The 22,917-nt window shown below is 49.3% G+C and carries 18 protein-coding genes; 11 read left to right on the forward strand and 7 right to left on the reverse strand.

All coding sequences use genetic code 11. The features are described 5' to 3' along the window. Positions 1-2: 2 nt before the first annotated feature. Positions 3-713, forward strand: coding sequence for a TapB family protein (locus L9G74_RS00330; RefSeq protein ID WP_238894180.1), 711 nt, complete (start codon positions 3-5; stop codon positions 711-713). 28 nt (positions 714-741) lie between these two features. Further along, positions 742-1,434 (forward strand): hypothetical protein, encoded by a 693-nt coding sequence (locus L9G74_RS00335; protein WP_238894182.1) that lies wholly within the window; start codon positions 742-744, stop codon positions 1,432-1,434. 25 nt (positions 1,435-1,459) lie between these two features. Here L9G74_RS00335 and L9G74_RS00340 read toward each other — a convergent pair whose 3' ends face one another. After that, entirely contained in the window at positions 1,460-2,407 is a 948-nt protein-coding gene (locus L9G74_RS00340) for a LysR family transcriptional regulator (RefSeq protein ID WP_238894184.1), read from the reverse strand. 81 nt (positions 2,408-2,488) lie between these two features. Between L9G74_RS00340 and L9G74_RS00345 the strand changes: the two genes are divergently transcribed. Continuing rightward, positions 2,489-2,929 (forward strand): DMT family transporter, encoded by a 441-nt coding sequence (locus tag L9G74_RS00345; protein WP_238894185.1) that lies wholly within the window; start codon positions 2,489-2,491, stop codon positions 2,927-2,929. Then, a complete protein-coding gene (locus L9G74_RS00350; RefSeq protein ID WP_238894187.1) occupies positions 2,926-3,384 on the forward strand; it encodes a DMT family transporter in 459 nt (152 codons plus the stop codon). Before L9G74_RS00345 ends, L9G74_RS00350 begins: the two co-directional genes overlap by 4 nt. Before the next feature lie 80 nt (positions 3,385-3,464). On the opposite strand, the gene L9G74_RS00355 is transcribed toward L9G74_RS00350, so the two are convergent. Genes L9G74_RS00355 through L9G74_RS00365 form a run of 3 tightly spaced genes read right to left on the reverse strand, consistent with a single transcriptional unit; the run spans position 3,465 to position 7,029 of the window. Continuing rightward, positions 3,465-4,844, reverse strand: a complete 1,380-nt coding sequence (locus tag L9G74_RS00355) for a c-type cytochrome (protein WP_238894189.1) — start codon at positions 4,842-4,844, stop codon at positions 3,465-3,467. 13 nt (positions 4,845-4,857) lie between these two features. After that, positions 4,858-6,447: a GMC family oxidoreductase gene (locus L9G74_RS00360; RefSeq protein WP_238894191.1), complete on the reverse strand. Its 1,590-nt coding sequence runs from the start codon at positions 6,445-6,447 to the stop codon at positions 4,858-4,860. A gap of 30 nt (positions 6,448-6,477) precedes the next feature. Next, positions 6,478-7,029, reverse strand: a complete 552-nt coding sequence (locus L9G74_RS00365) for a sugar dehydrogenase complex small subunit (RefSeq protein WP_238894192.1) — start codon at positions 7,027-7,029, stop codon at positions 6,478-6,480. A gap of 633 nt (positions 7,030-7,662) precedes the next feature. Here L9G74_RS00365 and L9G74_RS00370 point away from each other — a divergent pair. Continuing rightward, positions 7,663-8,373: a TapB family protein gene (locus tag L9G74_RS00370; protein WP_238894194.1), complete on the forward strand. Its 711-nt coding sequence runs from the start codon at positions 7,663-7,665 to the stop codon at positions 8,371-8,373. 278 nt (positions 8,374-8,651) lie between these two features. Here L9G74_RS00370 and L9G74_RS00375 read toward each other — a convergent pair whose 3' ends face one another. Then, a complete protein-coding gene (locus L9G74_RS00375) occupies positions 8,652-10,688 on the reverse strand; it encodes an EAL domain-containing protein (RefSeq protein ID WP_238894196.1) in 2,037 nt (678 codons plus the stop codon). A gap of 195 nt (positions 10,689-10,883) precedes the next feature. On the opposite strand from L9G74_RS00375, the gene pnp reads away from it, so the two are divergent. After that, positions 10,884-12,986, forward strand: coding sequence for a polyribonucleotide nucleotidyltransferase (gene pnp, locus L9G74_RS00380; RefSeq protein WP_238894198.1), 2,103 nt, complete (start codon positions 10,884-10,886; stop codon positions 12,984-12,986). 149 nt (positions 12,987-13,135) lie between these two features. After that, a complete protein-coding gene (gene nlpI, locus L9G74_RS00385) occupies positions 13,136-14,062 on the forward strand; it encodes a lipoprotein NlpI (protein ID WP_238894200.1) in 927 nt (308 codons plus the stop codon). 173 nt (positions 14,063-14,235) lie between these two features. Here nlpI and L9G74_RS00390 read toward each other — a convergent pair whose 3' ends face one another. Then, on the reverse strand, positions 14,236-15,237 hold the full coding sequence (locus L9G74_RS00390; protein WP_238894201.1) for an AAA family ATPase: 1,002 nt from the start codon (positions 15,235-15,237) through the stop codon (positions 14,236-14,238). A 149-nt stretch (positions 15,238-15,386) separates the two neighbouring features. Between L9G74_RS00390 and L9G74_RS00395 the strand changes: the two genes are divergently transcribed. The 4 genes from L9G74_RS00395 to L9G74_RS00410 all read left to right on the forward strand — a co-directional run bounded on the left by L9G74_RS00395 (position 15,387) and on the right by L9G74_RS00410 (position 19,701). Then, entirely contained in the window at positions 15,387-16,058 is a 672-nt protein-coding gene (locus tag L9G74_RS00395; RefSeq protein ID WP_238894203.1) for a response regulator transcription factor, read from the forward strand. Further along, complete coding sequence (locus L9G74_RS00400) at positions 16,055-17,473, forward strand: sensor histidine kinase (protein ID WP_238894205.1); 1,419 nt, start codon at positions 16,055-16,057, stop codon at positions 17,471-17,473. The genes L9G74_RS00395 and L9G74_RS00400 overlap by 4 nt, the downstream gene beginning before the upstream one ends. A gap of 239 nt (positions 17,474-17,712) precedes the next feature. Further along, entirely contained in the window at positions 17,713-18,579 is an 867-nt protein-coding gene (bla, locus tag L9G74_RS00405; protein WP_238894207.1) for a class A beta-lactamase, read from the forward strand. Between the two features lie 381 nt (positions 18,580-18,960). After that, positions 18,961-19,701, forward strand: a complete 741-nt coding sequence (locus L9G74_RS00410) for an SDR family NAD(P)-dependent oxidoreductase (protein WP_238894209.1) — start codon at positions 18,961-18,963, stop codon at positions 19,699-19,701. A gap of 371 nt (positions 19,702-20,072) precedes the next feature. On the opposite strand, the gene L9G74_RS00415 is transcribed toward L9G74_RS00410, so the two are convergent. Next, positions 20,073-22,847 carry a M16 family metallopeptidase gene (locus tag L9G74_RS00415; protein ID WP_238894211.1) on the reverse strand — a complete coding sequence of 925 codons (2,775 nt, stop codon included), beginning with the start codon at positions 22,845-22,847 and terminating at the stop codon, positions 20,073-20,075. Between the last annotated feature and the right edge of the window lie 70 nt (positions 22,848-22,917).

The raw sequence follows: 22,917 nt of genomic DNA on the forward strand, positions 1-22,917 counted from the left end.
GAATGAAGCCTAAACATATCGCGCTAGCAAGCCTTTCTTTGTTATTAGCTGCCTGTGGCGGCGCCGACCAACCTGCGAAAATACCGCAAAACAGTGCCGCTGTGTGTTATAACGCTGACCTGTACCAGGCGGGCAATCGTTATACATTGCGCTCTGTAACTGATGAGAAATTAGCGTTTAATTTCACTATGCCGGGTAGTACCGATTTTGAAGGTAAGGCGGTGTCCCAGCTACACCAAACCATCACTGGCACTGAGATGGATGATGATATGCCAGCCAACACTTTCTATTATCAGTTCGATAGTGCCAACTACCAGATTCGCCAACCCGCGATGCTGATGGCATTAGGCGGAAAAGAAAGTGTGGTTTATAGCAAGCCCGCGCAGGAGCAGCAGTTTAATCTGCAACCTGGGCAGAGCCATGAACAAACGTTCACGATGAGCGAAGCTAACCCTGATGCTAAAGAGACCACGGTTAAATTTAAGCGTTCCTTTGTGGGCATGGAGCAACAATCGGTAACGGCTGGCAAGTTTGACTCCTGCCACTTTAAAATTGAAGTCGATACCACCGAAGCTGATGGCAGCACCGATAAGTATGTCGGCCATCAGTGGATTGCCAAAGGCTTGGGCGTTATCGTGAAACAGCAGCGTGGCGATCAAGTCATGCAGTTGGTGGATGCCAAAATTGGCGACCAACATTTTCCAGCAAAATAGTGCAATGATCACAAGGAGTGACAATTAGATGCGCATCAAACATAGCCGTGTGCTGCCGTTAATCGGGTTATTGGCGGCAGCAGTGTTACCCATGCAATCCATGGCAAAAACCACGGCGGAAGCTTGCTTTAATGCAGATTTATATCAAGAGGGGAATCAATATCGGCTGGTATCACCTAAAACCTCAGCCATGTTGAGTTATTACATGCCAGCGCCAGATAATTTTAACGGGCAGCCGGTGGTGCGCGAGCAGGAAAGTTATGCCGCCACCAAATACAGCGACCCGTCGATATCCACCTACCAGTACCAGCTTGATAAGCAGCAATTGCAGCGGCGCGAGTTAGCCGTGGTGTGGCGTGAAAATGGCCGTGACAAGTATATTGAACATACGCCAGCCAAAGTGATGCCGTTTAACTTGGGCGTGGGAGAGCAGTTTAGCCAGACGGTTGCCGCCAAATTTGACGGTAGCGGCGGCGGTAATCAGCTGAAATTTACTTGGACATTTGTGGGGATGGAGCCGCTCACTGTCGCCGCTGGTGAGTTTTCTACGTGCCATTTTGAGCAGATCACTGAAGTCACCGATGCGAGCGGCGAAAGCCAAACGTTTCATGCGTCGCATTGGTTCGCGGCACAGTCGGGCGTTCCGGTGAAAATGGTGACGCAGAAAGATACCTTTGAGCTAGAAAGTGCGGTGATTGCCGGGCAGCATTTTCCACAATGAACTTTCATGTAAGTCGCTAATCTCGCTACTTATATTGCCAATAGGGCGGTTCACCATATTGCTCGGCGAAAAAGTCGATCACCGCCCGCACCTTTTGTGACGGCCATTTCGCGGCGGGATAGATGGCGGCAATACTTTGTTGTTCTAGCGAAATGCCCCACTGATGATCTGTCATTACCGCGCGCAGTTGCCCCGATTGCAGATATTCACCAATCAGCCAATCGGGGAACATCACCAACCCTAATCCATCCAAACACGCCTGCAACAAGCTCTCGGCATTGTTGGCGCTAAACTTTACCCGCTGTGGGAAGGTCTGCCACGGTTGCTGTGGTTTAGCAAAATACCATTTTTCGAGGCCATAACTGCCGTGATACACCAAACAATCGTGCTGTTGCAGTGCGTCTATCGATGTGGGCTGTCCATGCTGTTCTAGGTAGGCTGCGCTAGCGGCAAGGTGATAATGCTGATAACCAAAAATGCGGGCTTGCAGGCGCGAATCATTCAGGCGGCCAATGCGAAAGGTGAGGTCGGTGCCGTGTTGCAGTGGATCGATAAAATCATCGGTTTGTTGCAACTCCACACTCAACTGCGGATAACGCGCCATTAAAGGTTTTAACCATGGCACGATGTGGCGCTGGCTGAACACTATCGGCGCATTAATGCGGATCACGCCTGCTAACTGCTGTTGCTGTGCTTGCAACTGGGCATGCAACTCATCCAACTGTTCCACGGTATTGCGGGCGTAATTGATTACCATGCGGCCCGCTTCTGTCGGCACCAATGCGCGAGTATTACGATAAAACAGCTGTTGTCCCAAGGCATCTTCCAACTGCTGTATGGCGCGGGAGATGGTGGATGGCGAGCTATTGAGTTGCCGCGCCACCACTGAAAAGCTGCCGCTGTCATATACGGCGACAAACAGTTCAAGGTTACGAGCATTGATGGTTTGTAGCTGGCTATCTTTGCGTATCATGAAAAAGTGTTTAGCTATCTGTGTGGTTTTTGCGAAGTGTAGCATGGCGTACCTTACGCGCTCTAAAATAAGGAGCGCTTAATGAAGCTACTACTCATTTTAATGGTGATTGCTGGCGGCATGGGGCTGTCAGTTGAGGCGGGCCTGTTAGGGCCGCTCGGCGTCGCCGTCGGTGATCTGTGGGCCACACTGAGTATTTTTGGTGTGGGTGCCATACTGACTTTTCTACTGATGCTGTTTTTTAGCCCACGCGAAACGCCCTCATTTTTTCAGCAACCCGGTTGGACACTCACCGGCGGTATTTTGGGCGTTGGCTATGTGGTGATTCTAACCATTACCGCGCCAAAAATTGGGATTGCGATGATGATGATCAGCGTGTTGGCGGGGCAAGTCGGCAAGAGTCTACTGATTGACCATTTTGGTTGGTTGGGTGTTGAACGTCGTCCGGTGAACAAGCAACGGATGATTGCGCTGGTATTTATCTGTATTGCACTGGCGCTGATTGCGGGAGGCCAAGCATGATTTTATTAATGGTATTGCTGGCGGTTATCGGCGGCTGTTTATTGAGTATTCAGGCGACAGTTAATGGTCGCTTAGGCAGCCAAGTAGGCGTGTTGAAAACTGCCTTTTTGACCTTTTCTATCGGCGCGATGATCACTGTATTGCTGATCCTGTTTTTTGAGCAGCCACATGACGTGACGTTGATGGAGGTGCCTAAGTGGCGCTTGCTGGGCGCATTTTGTGGGGTGCCGTATATTCTGATCATGATTTTTGCGGTGCAACGTATTGGCACGGCGGTGGCCACCGTGGCGGTGATTTTTGGGCAACTGACCATGAGTATGCTGATTGATAACTTCGGCTGGCTTGGCAACAACGTGATGCCATTTTCGTGGCCGCGGGTGTTGGCGGTGGTTTGTTTAGCCATTGCGTTGTACTTCATCTACGCCAGTAATCGCGCCGAGACGGCATCGAATTGATAGCTGTTTACTAGCAAATGGCACCAAATGAAAAGGCGAACCAAACGGTTCGCCTTTTGTGTTTATAGCGTAGCTAATGCTTAGTGCTTCTTACGGCGGAAGAGTGCGAACAGCACTGCCAGCACGATAATCGCGCCAAGCGCCATCAACAGGTTGATGTAGCGCACCAAGAATGGCGCTGGGCCACCGCTGGTGATGCTGGCTACGTCTTTGGCGGTTAGGCCATCGTCGATATTGCCAAAGTGCAGCCGTACATAGTTGCTCACGGCAGCAATTTGCGCATCGCTCATATCGCGGCCAAAGGCTGGCATCAATACATCAACGTCGTTGCCTTTGCGTGACAAGCCGTGGCTGATAGCCATTACCAAGTTGTTTGGCAACGCGGCCGTTACGGCGGTGTTGCTGGTCAAACTTGGGTAGAAGTGATCAGCAGTGCCTTGGCCGTTACGGCCGTGGCAGCTAGCACAGGCGTTGTCGTACAGTTTGGCGCCATCAACGGTGCTGCTGTCAGCCAGTGTTTTTTGCTCGCCTTGGCCGGTGATCACCTCGTTGATGTTTGTTAGTGCAGGTGTCGCATTGGCGCGCACCTTAGCGGTGGCAGTGCTGATCGCTGGCACTTGTTTGATATACGCGGCAATGTCGCGAATGTCGCTATCAGTGAGGAAGCGGAAACTGTGTTCAACGGCTTCAGCCATTGGGCCGCCCGCTTGACTCAGATTCGGCACGCTACCGGTTTTCAGGTATTGCTCTAACTGCTGTTGGCTCCAGTTGCCGATACCACTTTCTTTATCGGAAGTGATGTTCGGTGCATACCAACCACCCAAGGCTGCACCCGCCAAGTATTGGCTGTTGTCTTCGGCCATCATGGCGTTACGTGGCGTATGACAAGTGCCACAATGCGCCAGTACATCGCTGAGATATTTGCCGTGGGCAACGTTAGCCGCCATGCCTTGCGGTGCTTCGAATGGCTTGGCATCGGTGTACAGCAGGTTCCAGCCAAACATTGCCTGACGCACGCTAAACGGGAACGCCAGTTCGGTTTTCTCTGTTGGTGCCTTATCAACGGCTCTTACGCCTTGCATAAAGTAAGCGTACAGCGCTTTAACATCAGCATCGGTCAAGCCTTGGTAGGCGGTGTACGGCATCGCTGGGTAAAGGTGGCTACCATCGGCAGCAATGCCTTTGCGCAGCGCATCAGCAAATTGCTGTTCGGTGTAGTTACCAATACCAAACTGTTTTGATGGCGTGATGTTGCTAGCGATGATTTTGCCCATCGGTGAGTCGATGGTGTAACCACCTGCAAAGGCGCTACGTTGCTCGTCGGTGCCGTTATGGCAAGCGGCGCAGTCAGCGGCAGTGGCAAGGTACTGGCCTTTGCTGATTAAATCATGGGCGTCATCGGCCATCACGCTGGCAGATACCAGACCTGCGGCGAACAGCAGGGTGGATGAAAATTTCATAAAAGTCTCCTGCTTAGATTTCGCGGTCGATGATTTCAGCGGCGCGGATGCTCAGCGCTACGCCAGTCAAGGTTGGGTTGATCACGCCAGAGGCTGGGATCACACCAGTGGTCGCCAAGAACAAGTTCTTATGATCCCACGTACGACATTCGTGGTTTACGACTGAGTCGGTTGGATCATCACCCATGATGACGGTGCCCATCAGGTGGTCACGGTTTTGCCAACCAGTATCATCTTCAATCACGGTGCCGCCCATCAGTTCTACAAAGCGGGCAAAGTCTGCGGAGGCATATGGCTTAGCGGCTTTAACGTAATCATCCACATCGTAGTGCACTTTCAGCATCGGAATGCCGAGCGCATCTTTACGGGTGGTGCTGGCTTCAACACGGTTGCTTTGGTGCGGCAGCATTTCAAACACGGTGGAGATCTCTACCCAACGTGAGGCTTCATCGCGCAGGCGCTCATCCAGTTGTTGGCCAAATACGCCTTGCTCAATCAAGCGGCGGGCGACTTTCATGTTCGGTACACCGTTGCTAACGGCGTGTTTTACTGCGGCGTAATCACGGCGGAATTCACCATCACGACGGTTAAAGATACCGCCTTGTTGTACTGCGCCGCGGCCCATCCAAACTTCTTCATCAGCGAGGAAGGTCAAACCCATGCCGGTGTGATCCATCAGGTTACGGCCGACTTGATCAGACGAGTTAGCTACATCAGAAATCAGCAGCAGTTTTGGCGTTTCAAGGCCGTGCGCTGCCACGATGAAGTATTTAGCCGTTAAGCGCACATCATCGCCTTTTGAGCTGCGATAGTGCACCGCCACGATGTCACCGTTCGGGCCTTTTTCCAGCTTGTAAGCGGTGGCGTCGGTGATCAGCTTCGCGCCTTCATCTTCAGCATGTTGTGCGTGCACATTACCGCTGTACATCGCGCCGATAGGGCATACTGGCATGCAGTTGTTGTTACCAGAGCAAGCTGGACGAGTGTCGTAAGCGCGAGTGGCGCGGGCGTTTGGCTCATGGATAAAGTTGAAACCAGCAGAGCCAATACGGTCTTTCAGGCGTTGGAACAGGTAGGTTTCACCTTCTGGTTCCATTGGGTATTTGCCTGAACGTGGTGGCCATGCTTCGCCGCCTTGACCGCTTTGGTCTTCAGTGTCGGAACCACATACGCCCAAGGCCAATTCTGCTTTTAGGTAGTAAGGTTCCAGTTCTGAGTACTCCATCGGCCAATCGCGACCCACGCCGTACAGGGTTTTGAGTTTCATATCGTTCGGAATGTAACGCCATGCCGCCGCGGCCCAGTGCCAAGTGGTACCGCCCACAAGTTTCAGCATGCCAGGACGCAACTCAAACGAGCCGGTGTTTTCAATATATTGTTCGTCGTACGAATGATGCGCCCAAGGCTCATTCGGGTACGGCGAGTTGTAGTTTTCTTTTTTGGACGAGTTACGGAAGTTCTCGACGATTTTCCAGCGCGGGATTTTCTCGCCAGCTTCCAAAATAATGACCGATTTACCTTTTTTAGCCAGGGTGTAGGCGGCGTTGCTACCTAACGCACCCGAGCCGATGACGATGACATCAGCATCAAATTCATTGCTCATAATTTCTCTCTAGTCTTTTTGATGTTGTTGTTATTTTTTGAGGGAGGCTGGTGGGTTAACCCAGTAGTTAGTGTGGCCGCGTGAATAGCTAGGGATAACGGTGGCATCGGCGGTTGGTGGGTACATCAACGCATCGGTGTAGGTCACAAACTGGGTGTTGTCGTTGGCGCGGGCTGAAATCGGTGTGCCGGTATAACCGAGGTAAAACGCTGAGTTGATCTGCTTCAGTGTTGCGGCAATTTCTGCGTTATCCATTAGTGCGTGGCCGTTGAGATCATCGGCGCTTTTTAAGCCCGCTTGTTTGATGGCGTTAAAGGCCGTTTCTGCTTGTTGCAAAAACGCTTTATTCCCTGCCGTTAGGCAATCAAATGCCCGTTGGATTATCACTTCATCAAGCTGAGGTTTGCCGGTAATAAAGTGTGCCAGTTGGCTGAAAGCCTGCTGTTCTTTGGTCAGTGATGCTGCATCTGCCCACGCGATAGCTGGGCTAAGAATGGCTGCACCTGCCAGCACCATGCTTGATGCTAGAAAGTGCCGACGATTTAATGCTGCCTCAGATTTAGTCTCTGTTTTTTTATTCAAGTTAGTCACTCCGCATTGACACTAAACAACGAAAAACATCCGTTGTTTTTTCTCACTTTTTTACCGTACGCCTTATTTAGTAAACGAACAAATGCGTATAACGTGTTGTTTAAATGAAACTTAATAACATAAATCAAACAAATATATGGCTTATGCTAAAATCGATGGGCCAGCAGCGTTGATGCTTCTTATGTTGATCTGATGCAAATTAATGGTAAAAGTGTGCGCTGTGTCACGTGTGGAGTTGTTGGGTTTATGGGGGCTGGCTGGCGATCCATTGTGGATGTAAGCGAGTTGATCGCGCGGCTAATTTGCATTGGTTTTTCTACGCAAGTTTTTTTGGGCGAGCTTTTTTTTGATAAAAACTCTGTAATGACTCAGACATAATTAGTTACATTTTGTCGGTGATTAATGTGTGGGTTTTCGGTGGTCGACTTGTCTAGTACGTCGTGTCTGAGGCTGATGTTGTCACATTGAACCGCGCCCAAACGCTGGTTACTGTGGTCCTGTTGCGCTTATGCGTGGCAAAACGATCAACAAAGCTCAACAGCCCAGAGGCCTGAGCTTGGTTCAACTGTTGTTCCGTTGGCATATGTTAGTTTGCGGTTTTTTCTACAGCACAGGATCGATGGCATGAAGCCTCGTCACATCGCAATATCCAGTCTCTCATTGTTATTAGCTGCCTGTGGCGGTGCCGAATCAACCGCTGATATCCCCGAAAATAGTGCGGCCGTTTGCTTTAACCCCGAGCTTTACCAAGGCGGCAATAGTTTTACCATGCAGTCGATGGATGCGCAGCAGATGAATATCAACTACACCATGCCGGGTAGCACCGATTTTGAAGGCAAAACACTGTTGCAGTTACAGCATAAAATCACTGGCACCAGTATAGATGACGATCTGCCGCAGCATACTTTTTACTATGCAGTAGATAAAGAAAACTACGCGTTTAAGCAACCAGCCATATTGATGCAACTGGCAGAAAGAAAAGCCGTTATCCATAATACGCCCGAACAAGTGCAAACTTTTAAGCTACAACCAGGGCAGAGCTTTGAGCAAACCATCACAATGGCGGAAGCGAACCCAGATGCTCAAGGTTCGACCATTGAGATTAAACGCACCTTTGTCGGCATGGAACCGATAACCGTGGCCGCAGGTAAGTTTGATACCTGCCACTTTAGAATGGATGTTAAAACTACGAGTGCTGATGGCCGTGTGCAGCAGAACGAAGCCCATCAGTGGGTTGCTAAAGGTTCTGGCGTGTCAGTGCAGCAACAGGAAGGCGGCCAAACATTGCAGTTGATTAACGCTCACATCGGCGAACAGCATTTCCCGTCGAAATAACGCAGCGTTATTAAAGCAACTCAAGCAAGCTGTGTGCAGCGATAACAGTAATAAAGGCGTTAGTTTCATTACTGTTAACCAACACATAGTACGGTATTAAGGCGACTCATCGTGCGCAGGCACCATCGTCTTAAGCTGTATTTGTTGGCAATGGTTCCGTAAACAAAAGGCGAACCAAACGGTTCGCCTGTTACTGTTGGGGACATGGCATTAGCAGCCTTAGCGTTTACTATTATTTCAATCGACTAAGCGCCACACATCGCCAACGTGTTCTGCTGTTATTCGCTCGATACTCGCTGCGCGGCGGGGACGAGATAACGTTGTTCAAACTCTTCCACTGGCAGCGGTTTACTGTAATAGAAGCCTTGGCCGATGATGCAACCATGGGCTTTTAGCCAGCTTTCTTGCGCTTCGTTCTCAATGCCTTCGGCGACAATATTTAACCCCAGCTGTTGTCCCAGCATCAAAATGGTGGAAGCGATGGCGCTATCTTCTGGCAGATCTGAAATAAACGCGCGGTCAATTTTCAGCGTGGTAATTGGCAGGTGCCGCAGATAAGACAGCGAAGAATAGCCGGTGCCGAAGTCATCTACCGCAATACCAAAACCGGCAGATTTTAGTTGGTGTAACTTATCTATGGCGGGCTCAATGTCATTCATTAACGAGGTTTCTGTGATCTCGATTTCTAGCAGTCCGGGATCGATTTGGTAGCGCATGGCTAAACGTTTAATGTCTGGCACTAAACTGGCGCTGTTGAACTGCTTAGATGACACATTACAGGCAATGATGGTGCTCGTTTGATATTGCTTTTGCCATCTATTTAGGACCTTGCAACTCTGCTCCAACACCCAGCGGCCTATCGGAATGATGATGCCAGTTTCTTCCGCGACGGGAATAAAGGTCATTGGGCTAATCAATCGGCCATCGCGTTGCCAACGGATCAGCGCTTCGCAGCCTAGCAATTCGCCGGTGCGGATATCGAGCTTAGGTTGGAAGTGCAGTAAAAACTCATTGTTGAGAATGGCGTCATGCAATGATGCTTCGGTGCGTAACATTACCGCCGCTTTCTCTGTCATCTGCTGTTTAAAGAACGCCCATTGATTCGAACCCGCAGCTTTGGCGCTATACATCGCCATATCGGCATGTCTGATCAGATCATCTGCGGTACAGCCGTCATCAGGGAAAATCGATATCCCCACCGATGCCGCCGGATGCACGGCATGTTCTTCTAACTTAATTGGGCTCTGTAGTTGTTTTAATAGTTGGCCGACAAATTCTGCCGCTTCATTAGCGGAGCGAATATGTTCCTGCATAATCACAAATTCATCGCCGCCCAAGCGCGCCACCGTACCTTTATTACCCACAATACGGCGCAATAGGCCGGCAACTTTGATCAGAAATTGGTCGCCCAATGCATGGCCGAGCGAGTCGTTGATATTTTTGAAGCGATCTAAGTCGATAAAAAATAGCGCCATTTGCTGCTGATTATGCTTGGCGCGTTGAATCGCCAGCGCGATGGTTTCAAGCAGCAAGGTGCGATTGGGCAATCCCGTGAGGCTGTCGCGGGTCGCCATCTTCCGCAGTTTGTTTTGGGTCTGGCTAAACTGCACCAAGATTTGATTGAGTTTGCTGGTGACTAGCCCCAGTTCGTCGTCGTTATGGCTAGCAAACGTGGGCAGTAATACGTTATCGGGCTGCTCGGGATCGATTTGGTCAATCGCTTCGCCAATTTTGGCGATTGGCTGAGTGAGAAAGCGGTGAAAAATATAGGACAACACTAAGGTGATGAACAGCGCGCGCGCTAAGGTAGCGAAGAAACTGAGTTTGAGTTGGTCAAATAAGCTCTCGGCTAATTCTCGGGGATCGTAATTAATATATAAGGTGCCGATCAGCTCCGGTGAGCGGTTATCAAAACCGCTGGGGCTCATCAACGGTCGCGTGACTTGCTCGTAGGGAGCAAACAGCTGGTTACCAATGACCTCTAGAAAGTCACCTTTATTGCTTCTTGCTTCGCCCGCCTTAACAAACAATACGTTATCGTCTTGCAGTACCTCAGCACTGGCAACGTGGTCGACTTTTAGAACGCCCTCAAGTGTTTGGGTGCCCAACTCAACGTTGATGCCCCATAGCGCGTTCTCTAGTGGTTGTTCTACTGAGTCCAATAGTTCTTGTTGATCTTGCTTGAGTTCAGCGGTACCCGCTTTAACCACCATGAACACTTCTAACATAAAAATGGCAATGGCGAAGAAGAGCGCTGTGAACACTACTAAGATTGTTTGTTTAAATGTCAGAGACTTAAAACGCGTTTTCGTCATTCGTAAATCCTGCCGACTCGGATACAGCTACATCAGTTAAGATTAGCCTATTGTGCTTAACATAGTGGTGAATCAATAGGCATTTTTGTAAAAAAATTATGTCGCTGCAAAGTTGCCCAAGAGCTTTATTCGTATGGAAGCATTGCTGTATACTTACGCGCGAAAATTAAGGTTATTAATTAAGGAATGGGTCACGTGAATCCAATAGTTAAGAGTTTTGAGTATGGTCAGCATACTGTCACCCTGGAAACAGGTGTTATCGCACGTCAAGCTGATGCAGCCGTTATGGCTAGCATGGGCGACACCACAGTTCTGGTAACTGTTGTCGGTAAAAAAGAGGCAGATCCTGGCCGTGACTTCTTCCCTCTTACAGTGAATTATCAGGAAAAAACTTACGCAGCTGGTAAGATTCCGGGTGGTTTCTTTAAGCGAGAAGGACGTCCATCAGAAGATGAAACTTTGATCGCCCGCCTTATCGACCGTCCTATCCGTCCACTTTTCCCTGATGGTTTCACCAACGAAGTTCAGGTTATCGTGACTGTAGTATCGGTTGATCCACAGATCGAGCCAGACATTGTTGCAATGATTGGTACCTCTGCTGCGTTGGCAATTTCAGGTATTCCATTTAACGGTCCTCTGGGCGCTGCCCGTGTAGGTTACGTGAATGGCGAATACATCCTGAACCCAGGTTCAGAAGCATTAGTTAACAGCCAACTGGACTTAGTGGTTGCTGGTACTAAAGCGGCTGTGCTGATGGTTGAATCAGAAGCTAAAGTGCTGGCAGAAGAAGTGATGCTGGGCGCAGTAGTTTATGGTCATGACCAACAGCAAGTGGTTATCAACGCCATCAACGAATTTGCTGCTGAAGCAGCGAAGCCAGCATGGGATTGGACTGCACCTGTTAAAAACGAAACTCTGGCAGACAAAGTAAAAACTTTGGCTGAAGAAGGTTTGACCAACGCTTACCAAATCACTGCGAAACAAGAACGTTATGCCAAAGTGGCTGACGTGAAAAAAGCAGCGATCGAGCAGTTGCTGAGTGAAGATCCAGAACTGGATACTCAAGAAGCTGACAACCTGCTGGGCAGCTTGGAAAAACGCGTTGTTCGTAGCCGTATCCTCAAAGGTATGCCACGTATCGACGGTCGTGAACCAGATATGATCCGTGCATTGAACGTGATGGCTGGCGTATTGCCACGTACTCACGGTAGTGCATTGTTCACCCGTGGTGAAACTCAAGCACTGGTAACTTGTACGCTGGGTACTGAGCGTGATGCGCAAAAAATCGACTCTATCATGGGCGAGCGCACCAACCGCTTTATGCTGCACTACAACTTCCCTCCATATTCAGTAGGTGAAACCGGCATGGTTGGTTCACCAAAACGTCGTGAAATTGGTCACGGCAAACTGGCATGGCGTGGCGTTAATGCAGTAATGCCAACTGCTGAAGAGTTCCCATACTCAGTACGCGTAGTATCAGAAATCACTGAATCTAACGGTTCAAGCTCTATGGCTTCTGTATGTGGTACTTCTCTGGCACTGATGGATGCGGGTGTACCTATCAAGACTTCTGTTGCGGGTATCGCAATGGGCTTGGTAAAAGAAGGCGAAGACTTCGTGGTTCTGTCTGACATTCTGGGTGATGAAGACCACCTGGGTGACATGGACTTCAAAGTAGCGGGTACTCGCGATGGTGTTACTGCACTGCAGATGGACATCAAGATCGAAGGTATCACCAAAGAGATCATGGAAATTGCACTGCGCCAAGCTTACGGTGCCCGTGTACATATCCTGAATGTGATGGACCAAGCGATTAACTCTGCGCGTTCTGACATCTCTGAACATGCTCCACGCATCACTACCATCAAGATCAACCCAGAAAAAATCCGTGATGTTATCGGTAAAGGCGGCGCAACTATCCGTGCACTGACTGAAGAAACCGGTACCACCATTGAGCTGGAAGACGACGGTACTGTGAAGATTGCGTCAAGCAATGGCGAAGCGACTAAAGAAGCTATCCGTCGTATTGAAGAGATCACCGCAGAAGTTGAAGTGGGCCGCATCTATAAAGGTAAAGTTATCCGTATCGTTGATTTCGGTGCGTTCGTTAACATCCTGCCTGGTAAAGATGGTCTGGTACACATCTCGCAAATCTCTGACGAGCGTGTAGCTAACGTATCTGATCACCTAGAACTGAACCAAGAAGTTGATGTGAAGGTGATGGAAGTTGACCGTCAAGGTCGCGTACGTCTGTCTATCAAAGAAGCAAAACCAGCGGCAGCAGCACAAGCTGAATAAGTGGCGTTTTAGCTGATATTAAAAGGAGATCTTCGGGTCTCCTTTTTTATTGCCGAGATAAAGTTTATCCCGTAGGGTGATGGGCTATAGTTAGCGCAAGCGGTAGTTGATAAGATAGCTGCCTTAACGTAACAAATAAGGAAGAGTTAATGAGCGGGAAAGTGCGTGCCGTCATGATGGCACTGATCGCTGGTTCAGGGTTGATGTTGGCAGGTTGCGCCGCAACAACAGGGAAGAATGTTCAAGGCGAACTGTTAGTCGCGCCAGCTCCGAATGATTATAAGCTCGAAATCACCTTAGCCAAACTAAGCGAAATCATTGACTCAGCCAAGCTCACTAACGAGCAACGCGCGCGCTTCCTGTACGAGCGTGGCGTGATTTATGACCGTCTCGGTCTACGTCTGATGGCGCGTATCCAGTTCCACGAAGCGCTGAAAATCATGCCTAATCTGGCTGATGCTTATAACTTCATGGGCATCTATCTCACCCAAGAAGGCGATTATGAGGCGGCGTTTGAAGCGTTTGATTCGGTGTTGGAGCTGATGCCGGATTACGATTATGCCTACCTTAATCGCGGTATTGCTCAATACTATGCGGGCATTAACCAGTTAGCGGTAAAAGACCTTGAATCCTTCTATTTTGCAGATAAGCAAGATGGTTACCGCGTTCTGTGGCTTTATATCGCCCAACATCAAGTTAATGCTGAGCAAGCCAAGGCGCAATTGCTGTTAAACCGCGCACAACTGAGTGACGATGAGTGGTCAACCGCCATTGTTGATTATGTGGCGGGCAAATACACCGATGCTGAGTTGCTGGCATTAGCCAAAAAAGAGTTGAAGCACCCACGTGAGTATCTGGAGCGCCTATGCGAAGCCTATTTTTACATGGCGAAGGTAGCTGAATATCAGCAACTGAATGACAACGCCGTGCAATACTTGCGTTTAGCGTTAGCGACCAATATTTATGACTTTGTTGAATACCGCTATGCTCGCGTGGAGTTGGCGCGTTTAGTCAAACCTGTGTCGCAAGGAGCAGCGCAAGGGCCAGAGCAAGAACCCGAGCAGGAACAAGAATAGCCGCCAAACTCAGCTGCGCTGGATTGCCGAGACACCCGAGTGATTCGGTGTCAGCCAATGTCGGCCTCGTCGATGTCTGCGCTGAATAAGCGATTAAACACGCTGATTAAGCCGAATGCGGCAATAAAAAAACCTCTGACATTGTCAGAGGTTTTTTGCTAGCAGGGCAGTGCTTAGTTGAACTTAAGTGATTTCAGAATGGTTTGAATCACTTGATCGCTGCTAACTTTGCTCGCTTGCGCGTGGAAGTTCAGCACCATACGGTGACGCAACACAGGTGTTGCGATAGCTTTAATGTCGTCACAGCTTACGGCGAAACGATCATCGAGCAGGGCTTTCACTTTAGCGGCTAACATCAAGCCTTGAATACCACGTGGCGATGCACCTAGATTAACGTACTTGTTAACTTCTTCGGTGGCATATTCGCTGCCTGGCTGGGTCGCCATGACTAAACGGATAGCATAGCTCTTAGCCAGTTCAGGCACTGGTACTTGGCGGACAATTGCACGCAGATCACACAGCTGTTTGGCTTCAGTTACCGGATTAATGGTAATCTTTTCGCCGCTGGTGGTGCGGTCAATAATGGTGTGGTAATCCTGCTCCGTTGGGTAACCAACGATCAGCTTAAACAGAAAGCGGTCTAACTGTGCTTCTGGTAACGGATAAGTACCTTCCTGCTCACTCGGGTTCTGTGTTGCCATAACGCAGAAAGGCTCATCCAACTTGATGGTTTGGCGGCCAACCGTGACTTGTTTTTCCTGCATCACTTCCAGCAGTGCCGACTGAGTTTTTGGCGTTGCACGGTTGATCTCGTCCGCCAGCACCAAGTTAGCCATGATCGGACCCGGTTGGAAACGCAATTCGTGACCACCGTTAGCGGTTTCACTTAATACAGTGGAACCTTGAATATCGGCTGGCATCAAGTCAGGCGTAAACTGGATACGTGAGAACTGCAAATTAACGGCTTGGCTGATGGAACTGACCAACATGGTTTTTCCAAGGCCAGGAACCCCCTCAAGTAACACGTGACCACCTGCCATCAGCGCAATCAATACGCCTTCTACGACATCTTGTTGGCCAACCATCATGTTGTTGACTTCAGCTTTAATCTTATTAAAGGTGTCTTTAAACTCAACAGCGCGTTGTTTGGCGTTTGCTAATTCATTGTTGTCCATATGTGTGTTTTATACCTGAATGCCTGTAACATTTTTACCAGTATCTCTTAGCTAGCTTGCACCAACCTTACGATTTGAAAAGTTGTAGTCGTTGGGCAATGGTGCTATTTTCTGCGATCCCAAATTGCGATTAATTCCCTAGAAACCCTATGCGTATTTTGTTAGTTGAAGACGAACCAGACATTGCTGAAACTACTGGCGAATACTTAAAAAAACAAGGGTTTATTGTTGATGTTGCTGACTCGCTGCGTTTTGCTCGAGAAGCTATACGCAGTTGCCAGTATGAAGTGGTTATTTTAGATAGAATGTTGCCAGATGGCGATGGTGTCGAACTGATTCGTTTTTGTCAGCAGCAAGGTTTGGTCAATCGGTTTCTGGTGTTATCGGCGATGTCTCAGCTTAACGACAAACTGGCGGGCCTTAGCCTTGGCGCCGACGACTATATCACCAAACCGTTTGAGCCGCAGGAGCTGCTAGCGCGTATTCGCGTAGCGATGCGTCATCCATTAAAAGTGGTGGATAACAACGTTAAGGTGGGGCGGTTACGTTACGACAGCGGCTCGCATAACATCTTTTTAGACGACGAGTTATTTCTACTTTCGCGCCGTGAGCTGGCCATTTTAGTGTTATTGATGAAACGGGCCAACCGGGTGATTGCGCGCGAAGCGATTGAGCAAGCGGTATATAGCTTTGATGATGACATTACCTCCAATACGCTCGAATCACATATGTCTCGCCTGAGAAAAAAACTGCTGCAAGCTGACGCTGGCGTCTCCATTCAAACCGTTCGCGGTGTAGGATACTTACTCAAAGCATTATGAAACTACATCAATTGTTGTTCCATCTTCCCAAATCTATGTTTGGGCAAATGGTGATTTTAACCCTGATATTTCTTGGCGCTTTCGTATATTACGTGGCTATTGTGCCATTGATGGAAGTCCCCGATGGCAGCGATGACCCGATTGCCACCACCGTGGGTTTGATCACCAACGAAATGCGCCAGTACTTGAACGATATGAAAAATGATCCCAACAGTACGGAGAAAATCAGCAAATATCCCGCCATTGCCGAAGTGCTCGCCAATAACCCTGACTTCACTTACTACCTGCGCCAGAATAATCAGGTCTATAGCAACACTGAAAGCAGTTTTTACCGCACCCAATTACAGCTAGAACAGCTGCATCAGATGCTGTTGCAACAGAAGAATTTGAATGTGTGTACCTATGCCAGTTATGAGTCCTCGTTAGAGCAGGAACAAAAGCAGGTGTCGGTGATTTACTCATTTTGTGGCGATGCCAACTATTACATGGAGTTTTCGGGGATCACCAAACCGGTACAGCCTAAGTTGTATGACCTGACCGATTATTATGAACGTTGGTTTTGGTCGAACAGCCGTACCTCGCTTTATGCGGCCGGTGGGGTGTTTGTCATCGCGATTTTGATTTTGTTGTTGAACATGCGTGCCATTCGACGTTTGGTGAAGTTAGCAAATTCATTTGACCCCAAACATCTCGAACGCCAGTTGCCGGAAACGGGGTTAAGTAAAGAGGTGTTACCTTTGGTGCGGGCGGTGAATCAGATGATCGCCAAAGTGGATGATACCCAAAAGAAGCATAATTTCTTTCTTTCTACTGCTGCCCATGAGATGCGTACACCATTGACGATTTTGCGCACGCGGTTGGAGTCATTAGATGATGGCGTGATTAAAGATAAGTTGATTAATGACGTACGCCGTTTGGTGAGCTTGGTTAATCAGCTACTTAAGTTGATGCGCGTCGGTGGACCGAAAGAGCTGGTGGCGCAAATCGATGTGGTGGACTGCTGTAAAAAAGTGATTGCTGACCGAGCACCATACGCCATCGACCTCGACTGTAGCTTAAGCTTTGATACCGAGGTGACTAAGTATCTGATTAAGGGCGATGCCGACTTGCTGGAAGTCGCGTTAGCCAACCTTATCGATAATGCTATCTCATTCACACCGAAGCAGGGGGAAGTGCAAGTGGCACTATCAGCTAGCGGTGCATTAACCATTACCGACCAAGGGCCGGGGATTCATCCGCAGCTGTTAGAGAGTTTATTTGAACCTTTTGCCAAGTTTCCGCCCAATCGCAATGGTCATGGGCTGGGGCTGGCTATCGTCAAAGCGGTTAGCCAACTGCATGGCGCTGAGGTTACGGCACATAATGCTGAGACTGGCGGCGCTTGTTTTACCATGCAATTCGGTCAAGCCAGTTGAGTTGACTTGTTGTCAGCACGCTTAATCGACGAGGCGTGCTGACAGCATCTTATACATTGTGAATAAAATGAAACGCTGACGATCAACTGCTGAGCTATTCACTATCCAGTTTGCCATGCTCCACTTGCCAGTTCAGGCAGGTTAATCCAATATCTTCACCTCTTCTGCGATCACGCCATGAGGGCTGAGCGCTTTTGTCTTGTTCCGCCTTTGTGGCGGATAGTTTTAGGTTAATCATCATGAATCAGCGAATTTTCGTGTTATCAGTGCTGCTGGTACTGTTTAGTCGTGCTGTAGCGGCTGAGGCGCAGCCATTTCCTGCGGCCATCCAGCAACAATTGACCACGATTGAACAACAATCTAACGGCCGTCTTGGCGTGGCATTATTGAATACCGCAACGGGGATGATGCAGTCCTATCGCGGCACTGAGCGTTTTCCGGTGTGTAGCACCAGCAAAGTTATTGCCGCGGCCAATATCCTGCAACTGAGCGCACAGCAGCCAACACTGTTAGCTAAGCCCATCAGCGTCGATGCCAAGCAGATAGTCAGCTACAGTCCAATCACCGAGCAACATGTGGGCCGTACGATGACCATTGCGGCAATCAGTGCCGCAGCATTACAGTACAGCGACAATACCGCCATGAATTTGTTGTTACAGCAGTTGGGTGGGCCAGCGGCGGTGACGGCGTTTGCAAGGGAACATGGCGACGCTGATTTTCGCTTAGATAGAACCGAGCCTGAACTGAATAGCGCCATCCCTGACGACGAACGTGATACCAGCACGCCGCAGGCTATGGCGCACAGTTTATATCGTTTTACGTTGGGGGATGCTTTAGCCGAGCCGCAGCGTGCTCAACTGGTGGAGTGGATGAAAGGTAACACCACGGGCAATGCCAGTATTCGCGCTGGCGTGCCACCGCACTGGGTCGTAGCTGATAAAACCGGTGGCGGCGATTATGGCACTACCAATGATATTGCGGTGATTTGGCCGGAGCATGGCGCGCCGTTGGTGTTAACTATTTACTATACTCAGCCAGATAAAGTGGCGAAATGGCGTAAGGATGTTATCGCCAGCGCTACCGCCGCGGTGTTACAACCTCAGTAAATGGCATCGTGATTGTCACACAGAACGTTTCATTCCTAGCGTTATTTGGGCAGATTCAATCACCAATCCGTTGGGGTGGTTTTGCCCCATGCGAGCGATCGAGTAATGTGGCCGGGCACATTCATTTTTAATGTCAAAAATGGTGCTCTGTGACGAGTCAGACAATGAAAATTGTGAGCTAGCGCGCCGATCAGTGCCCGCAGTGCTGCCCGTATGATGTGAGGCGCGGGCAGCGCTGCGTGGTACGGTCGGTTATTGAATCCCTCGTCATTTATCGGATAACGACGTTTTATCCAGCGTAATCAGAGTCCACTGCGATTGCAGATAAATTAAATGTTGAATGCTGTAACTCACTATCTATCAAAGCATTAAGGAACAGATATGAATGAACTTACCGGAAAACGCGCTTTAGTCACTGGCGCGTCACGTGGTATTGGTGCCGCTATTGCGGTGACATTAGCAAGCCAAGGTGCTGATGTCGTAATTACCTATCAAAGCTCCGAAGCCGCGGCCAATAAAGTGGTAAGTGATATTGAAGCACTGGGACGACGTGCATTTGCCATCAAAGCGGATAGCGCTGATGCAACTGCGGTACAACAATCTGTTGATGAAGCCGCACGCCTGTTAGGTGGGCTAGATATTCTGGTTAACAACGCTGGGGTAGGGCCGGCAGCGCTGCTGGAACATATGAGCCTTGAGCAGATTGATCTGCTGCTGAATGTGAACGTGCGTGGCGTTATTGTGGCCTCAAAAGCGGCGATTCCACATCTGGGCGAGGGTGGCCGCATTATCTCTATCGGTTCTAGCGCCGCTGAGCGAGTTTCTGTGCCAGGTATGTCGGTATATGCTGCCACTAAATCTGCTTTATTAGCCTTAACGCGCGGTTTAGCGCGAGAGCTGGGGCCAAAAGGGGTTACGGTGAATCTGGTGCATCCTGGTTCAACGGATACTGACCTTAATCCAGCCACAGGTGACTTTGCGGATGTGCAACGCGCATTAACCGCGTTAGGGCGTTTTGGTAAGCCAGAGGATGTGGCAAATGCGGTAGCATTCTTAGCTAGCCCTGCGGCGCAACAGATCACCGGTACTGGGATTGTGGTGGATGGCGGCGCTAACGCCTAAGCTGTCTGCTGCTATTGTTTTAAGCCACTTTGCCCAAAGTGGCTTTTTTGTTGGCTCATTTTTGGCGCTGGTGCATTTCACTGTGATTAGCTGAACACAAGGCGCAGGCGTTGCTGGGCAATATGCTGTCTTAGGTTAAAGCACGCGGTCGGCGCTGCTGATGGGATGGCCCAGTATCGCTATTCGTTTGAACGGTTCTTGGTGCCACCATTTGTGGGAGAGAGCGTAAGCCATATCATACGTCCTGCAGTGTAAGCTGAGACGTTCATGTGGTGCTTGGGCATAAAAAAATCCGATAACGCAGAGGTTATCGGATTTTTATTCGGGCAGTGAGTGCGCGGTGCACACTCACTCAGATAGACAGTAGCAACTTAGCGTACTTTGTTACCGTATACGTCCCACACTTCCACTTCGCCAAGTTTCAGGGCGCGAATGTCTTTTTCAATCACGCTCAGATCGCCAACCACAACCCAAGTCAGTTGATCTGGGTGGTAAGTGGCTTTAGCCAGTTTACGCACGTCTTCCAACGTCACTTCATTCATGCGTTCCATGGCGCCTTCAGCATACTTGTATGGCAAGTTGTACAGCTGTGAAGTAATCATTGAGTTCACGAATGAACCGTTAGAGGTAAAACGTGATGGAATAGAACGAATCGCTGATTCTTTATCGCGCTCTAACTCTTCTGCGGTAATTGGGCGTGTAGTGACAAATTCGCGGATCTCTTTAGCCACTTCTTTCATGCTCTCTGCGGTTTTATCCGCTTGCACGGTGCCGCTTGCAGTGAATACGCGTTCGCCGATAGAAGCACTAGAGATATCGGCACCAAAGCCGTACGCCCAACCTTTGTCTTCACGCAGGTTCATGTTCAAACGGCTGTTAAAACCACCACCCAGTGCGTCACTCATCAACGAGTATGTCGCGGCTGTTTCTGGGGTATATGGTGTAACAACGTGTCCTACCATGATGCTACTTTGTACCATGCCTGGAGCATCAACAAGGATAACTTTACCAGTCATGCTATGCGCTTTTTCAACACCTGGCAGTGGCGCTGGTGTACCTGCTTTCCAATCGCCAAAGTAGCGATTAGCCAACTCTACGCCTCGTTCGAGGGTGATATCACCCACCATGTACAAGGTAGCGTTGTTTGGCACAATCTCATTGTCGTGGAACTTAACGATAGCGTCACGGCTCAGTGCTTTGTCTTCTTCACGTGTTGGCACGTGACCAAAGCGGTGATCTGCGCCCCAAATTGCACGGTTGTATGCGACACCACCTGAACCCATTGGATTACGTTCATAGTTGTCGTACGCCATGTCAACACGGTCAACAATCTTATCAATCTCGGCTTGTGGGTAGATTGGATTGCGGATCAGGTCAGCGGCTAAAGCAAATGTTGGGTCGAGGTACTGTGTCAGTGGGCCCCAGTTCACGCCACTTTGACGTTCACTTGCTGCACCAGCGATGGTGGTACCGGTTTTTTCCATTGTTTTTGCGATGGCGTTGACGTCTTTGTTGGTTGTACCTTGCGACATCAGGCCAAAGGCCAGTTCCGCAACGCTGGTGCCGTACTTGTTGTTAAGTGCGGTACCGGTGGCGAACTGCATACTAATATCGACCACAGGTAAGCTTGGACGTGGGCTAACAACCACTTTCATACCGTTAGCCAAAGTCGCCTGTTGGATATCAGGGAATACCACTTTGCCGTCAAATTTGCCTGGGTGCGGGATAGCTGAGCGATCCACTTTACCGTTCATATCTTGAACGCGCGGCATTGGGCGAATTTGAGATTCAAAGTACGGTTTGCTCAACCATTTCTTCGCTACTGTTTTTAGCTCTTGGCCGTTGGTTTCTTTCAGCCAATCACGTTGTACTTCAAAAAATGCTGGATTGTCGTGGAAGACTTCACCTTCAGCGAGGCGGTTACCCACGCCTTCAGCACTTTCAAGTGAGCGGATCAGGCTGATATCCAAACTCAGACGCAAGCCGTCCAAGCGCTCTTGATCTGGGCCTTTATCGAAGTAATCAGCCAGAATCTTTTGAATGTGAGCATCAACGTCTTCAACACTTACGCCAGGCTTAAGTGCTGCGCTAATGGAGAATGTGCTGCTCACTTCGTTAGACGTTACGTTAGCACTAACACCCAATGCCAGTTGCAATTCATCAATCAGCACGCGGTTCAATGGCGAGTCTTTTGAGCCAGCCAAAGTAGCGGCAACCACTTCCATCAACGAGGTGTCGCGCGCTTCGCTGTTAGGCAATGGCCAAGTACGAGAGAAGTTTACGGTCGCAACTTGGTCGTAGTTAATGTCGCGTTTAACTTCGGAGAAGGTTGGTACCCATTGATCAATCTTGCTATTCGGTTTACCCGCTGGCGCATCAGAGAAGTAGTGGCTAACTTTCTCTTTCGCGGTAGCAACATCGATATCACCTGACAGCACTAACACGGCATTGCTGGCGCCGTAATAATCCTTAAACCACTGTTTAACGTCGTCGAGAGAGGCGTTATCCAGATCTTCCATTGAGCCGATGGTTGAGTGGGCGTATGGATGACCTACTGGATAAAAGCCCGTTTGGTAACGACGGCTGGTTTCACTACCTGGGCGCAGTTGGCCTTGGCGTTTTTCGTTTTTAACAACGTCACGTTGTTCGTTCAATGCGTCTTGAGTGATCGCGCCTGCAAGGTATGCCATGCGATCAGATTCCATCCACAGTGCGGTATCAATCGCATTGCTTGGAATAGTGGCGTAGTAGTTGGTGCGGTCTAGATCTGTTGTTCCGTTAATCCCGGTGGCGCCCACTTTATTATAAGGTAGGAAATAGTCACCCTTGCGGTTTGCAGTGCCTTGGAACATCAGGTGTTCAAATAGGTGTGCAAAGCCGGTTTTACCTTCTGGTTCATCTTTTGAACCGACTTTGTACCAAATGCCCACAAACACTTTTGGTACACTGTGGTCAGTATGCACAATTGTTGTTAGGCCGTTAGGGAGTACAAATTTTTCGTACTCGATGTTAATAGCAGGAACGGTGCTTGAGTAATTAGCATCTAGCGCGGTTGCTGGCGTTTGTTTGTTAGTTGGCGTGGCAGAGCAGGCCATTAATGAAGCGCTTAGCATAATAAGCGACAAGGGTCTTAGTCTAAATGTCACCAGAAAACTCCTTACAGAATATAAATAACGATAACAACGGTAACATTTAGTCATATTAACCTTGCGCCAG

The sequence above is a fragment of the Shewanella electrica genome, assembly GCF_022321485.1.
Lineage (GTDB): Bacteria > Pseudomonadota > Gammaproteobacteria > Enterobacterales > Shewanellaceae > Shewanella > Shewanella electrica.

What these genes read in the sequence shown, in the direction of transcription:
- L9G74_RS00330 (WP_238894180.1), top strand. Translation starts at nt 3, where the DNA reads ATGAAGCCTAAACATATCGCGCTAGCAAGCCTTTCTTTGTTATTAGCT.
- L9G74_RS00335 (WP_238894182.1), top strand. Translation starts at nt 742, where the DNA reads ATGCGCATCAAACATAGCCGTGTGCTGCCGTTAATCGGGTTATTGGCG.
- L9G74_RS00340 (WP_238894184.1), bottom strand. Translation starts at nt 2,407, where the DNA reads ATGATACGCAAAGATAGCCAGCTACAAACCATCAATGCTCGTAACCTT.
- L9G74_RS00345 (WP_238894185.1), top strand. Translation starts at nt 2,489, where the DNA reads ATGAAGCTACTACTCATTTTAATGGTGATTGCTGGCGGCATGGGGCTG.
- L9G74_RS00350 (WP_238894187.1), top strand. Translation starts at nt 2,926, where the DNA reads ATGATTTTATTAATGGTATTGCTGGCGGTTATCGGCGGCTGTTTATTG.
- L9G74_RS00355 (WP_238894189.1), bottom strand. Translation starts at nt 4,844, where the DNA reads ATGAAATTTTCATCCACCCTGCTGTTCGCCGCAGGTCTGGTATCTGCC.
- L9G74_RS00360 (WP_238894191.1), bottom strand. Translation starts at nt 6,447, where the DNA reads ATGAGCAATGAATTTGATGCTGATGTCATCGTCATCGGCTCGGGTGCG.
- L9G74_RS00370 (WP_238894194.1), top strand. Translation starts at nt 7,663, where the DNA reads ATGAAGCCTCGTCACATCGCAATATCCAGTCTCTCATTGTTATTAGCT.
- L9G74_RS00375 (WP_238894196.1), bottom strand. Translation starts at nt 10,688, where the DNA reads ATGACGAAAACGCGTTTTAAGTCTCTGACATTTAAACAAACAATCTTA.
- nlpI (WP_238894200.1), top strand. Translation starts at nt 13,136, where the DNA reads ATGAGCGGGAAAGTGCGTGCCGTCATGATGGCACTGATCGCTGGTTCA.
- L9G74_RS00390 (WP_238894201.1), bottom strand. Translation starts at nt 15,237, where the DNA reads ATGGACAACAATGAATTAGCAAACGCCAAACAACGCGCTGTTGAGTTT.
- L9G74_RS00395 (WP_238894203.1), top strand. Translation starts at nt 15,387, where the DNA reads ATGCGTATTTTGTTAGTTGAAGACGAACCAGACATTGCTGAAACTACT.
- L9G74_RS00400 (WP_238894205.1), top strand. Translation starts at nt 16,055, where the DNA reads ATGAAACTACATCAATTGTTGTTCCATCTTCCCAAATCTATGTTTGGG.
- bla (WP_238894207.1), top strand. Translation starts at nt 17,713, where the DNA reads ATGAATCAGCGAATTTTCGTGTTATCAGTGCTGCTGGTACTGTTTAGT.
- L9G74_RS00410 (WP_238894209.1), top strand. Translation starts at nt 18,961, where the DNA reads ATGAATGAACTTACCGGAAAACGCGCTTTAGTCACTGGCGCGTCACGT.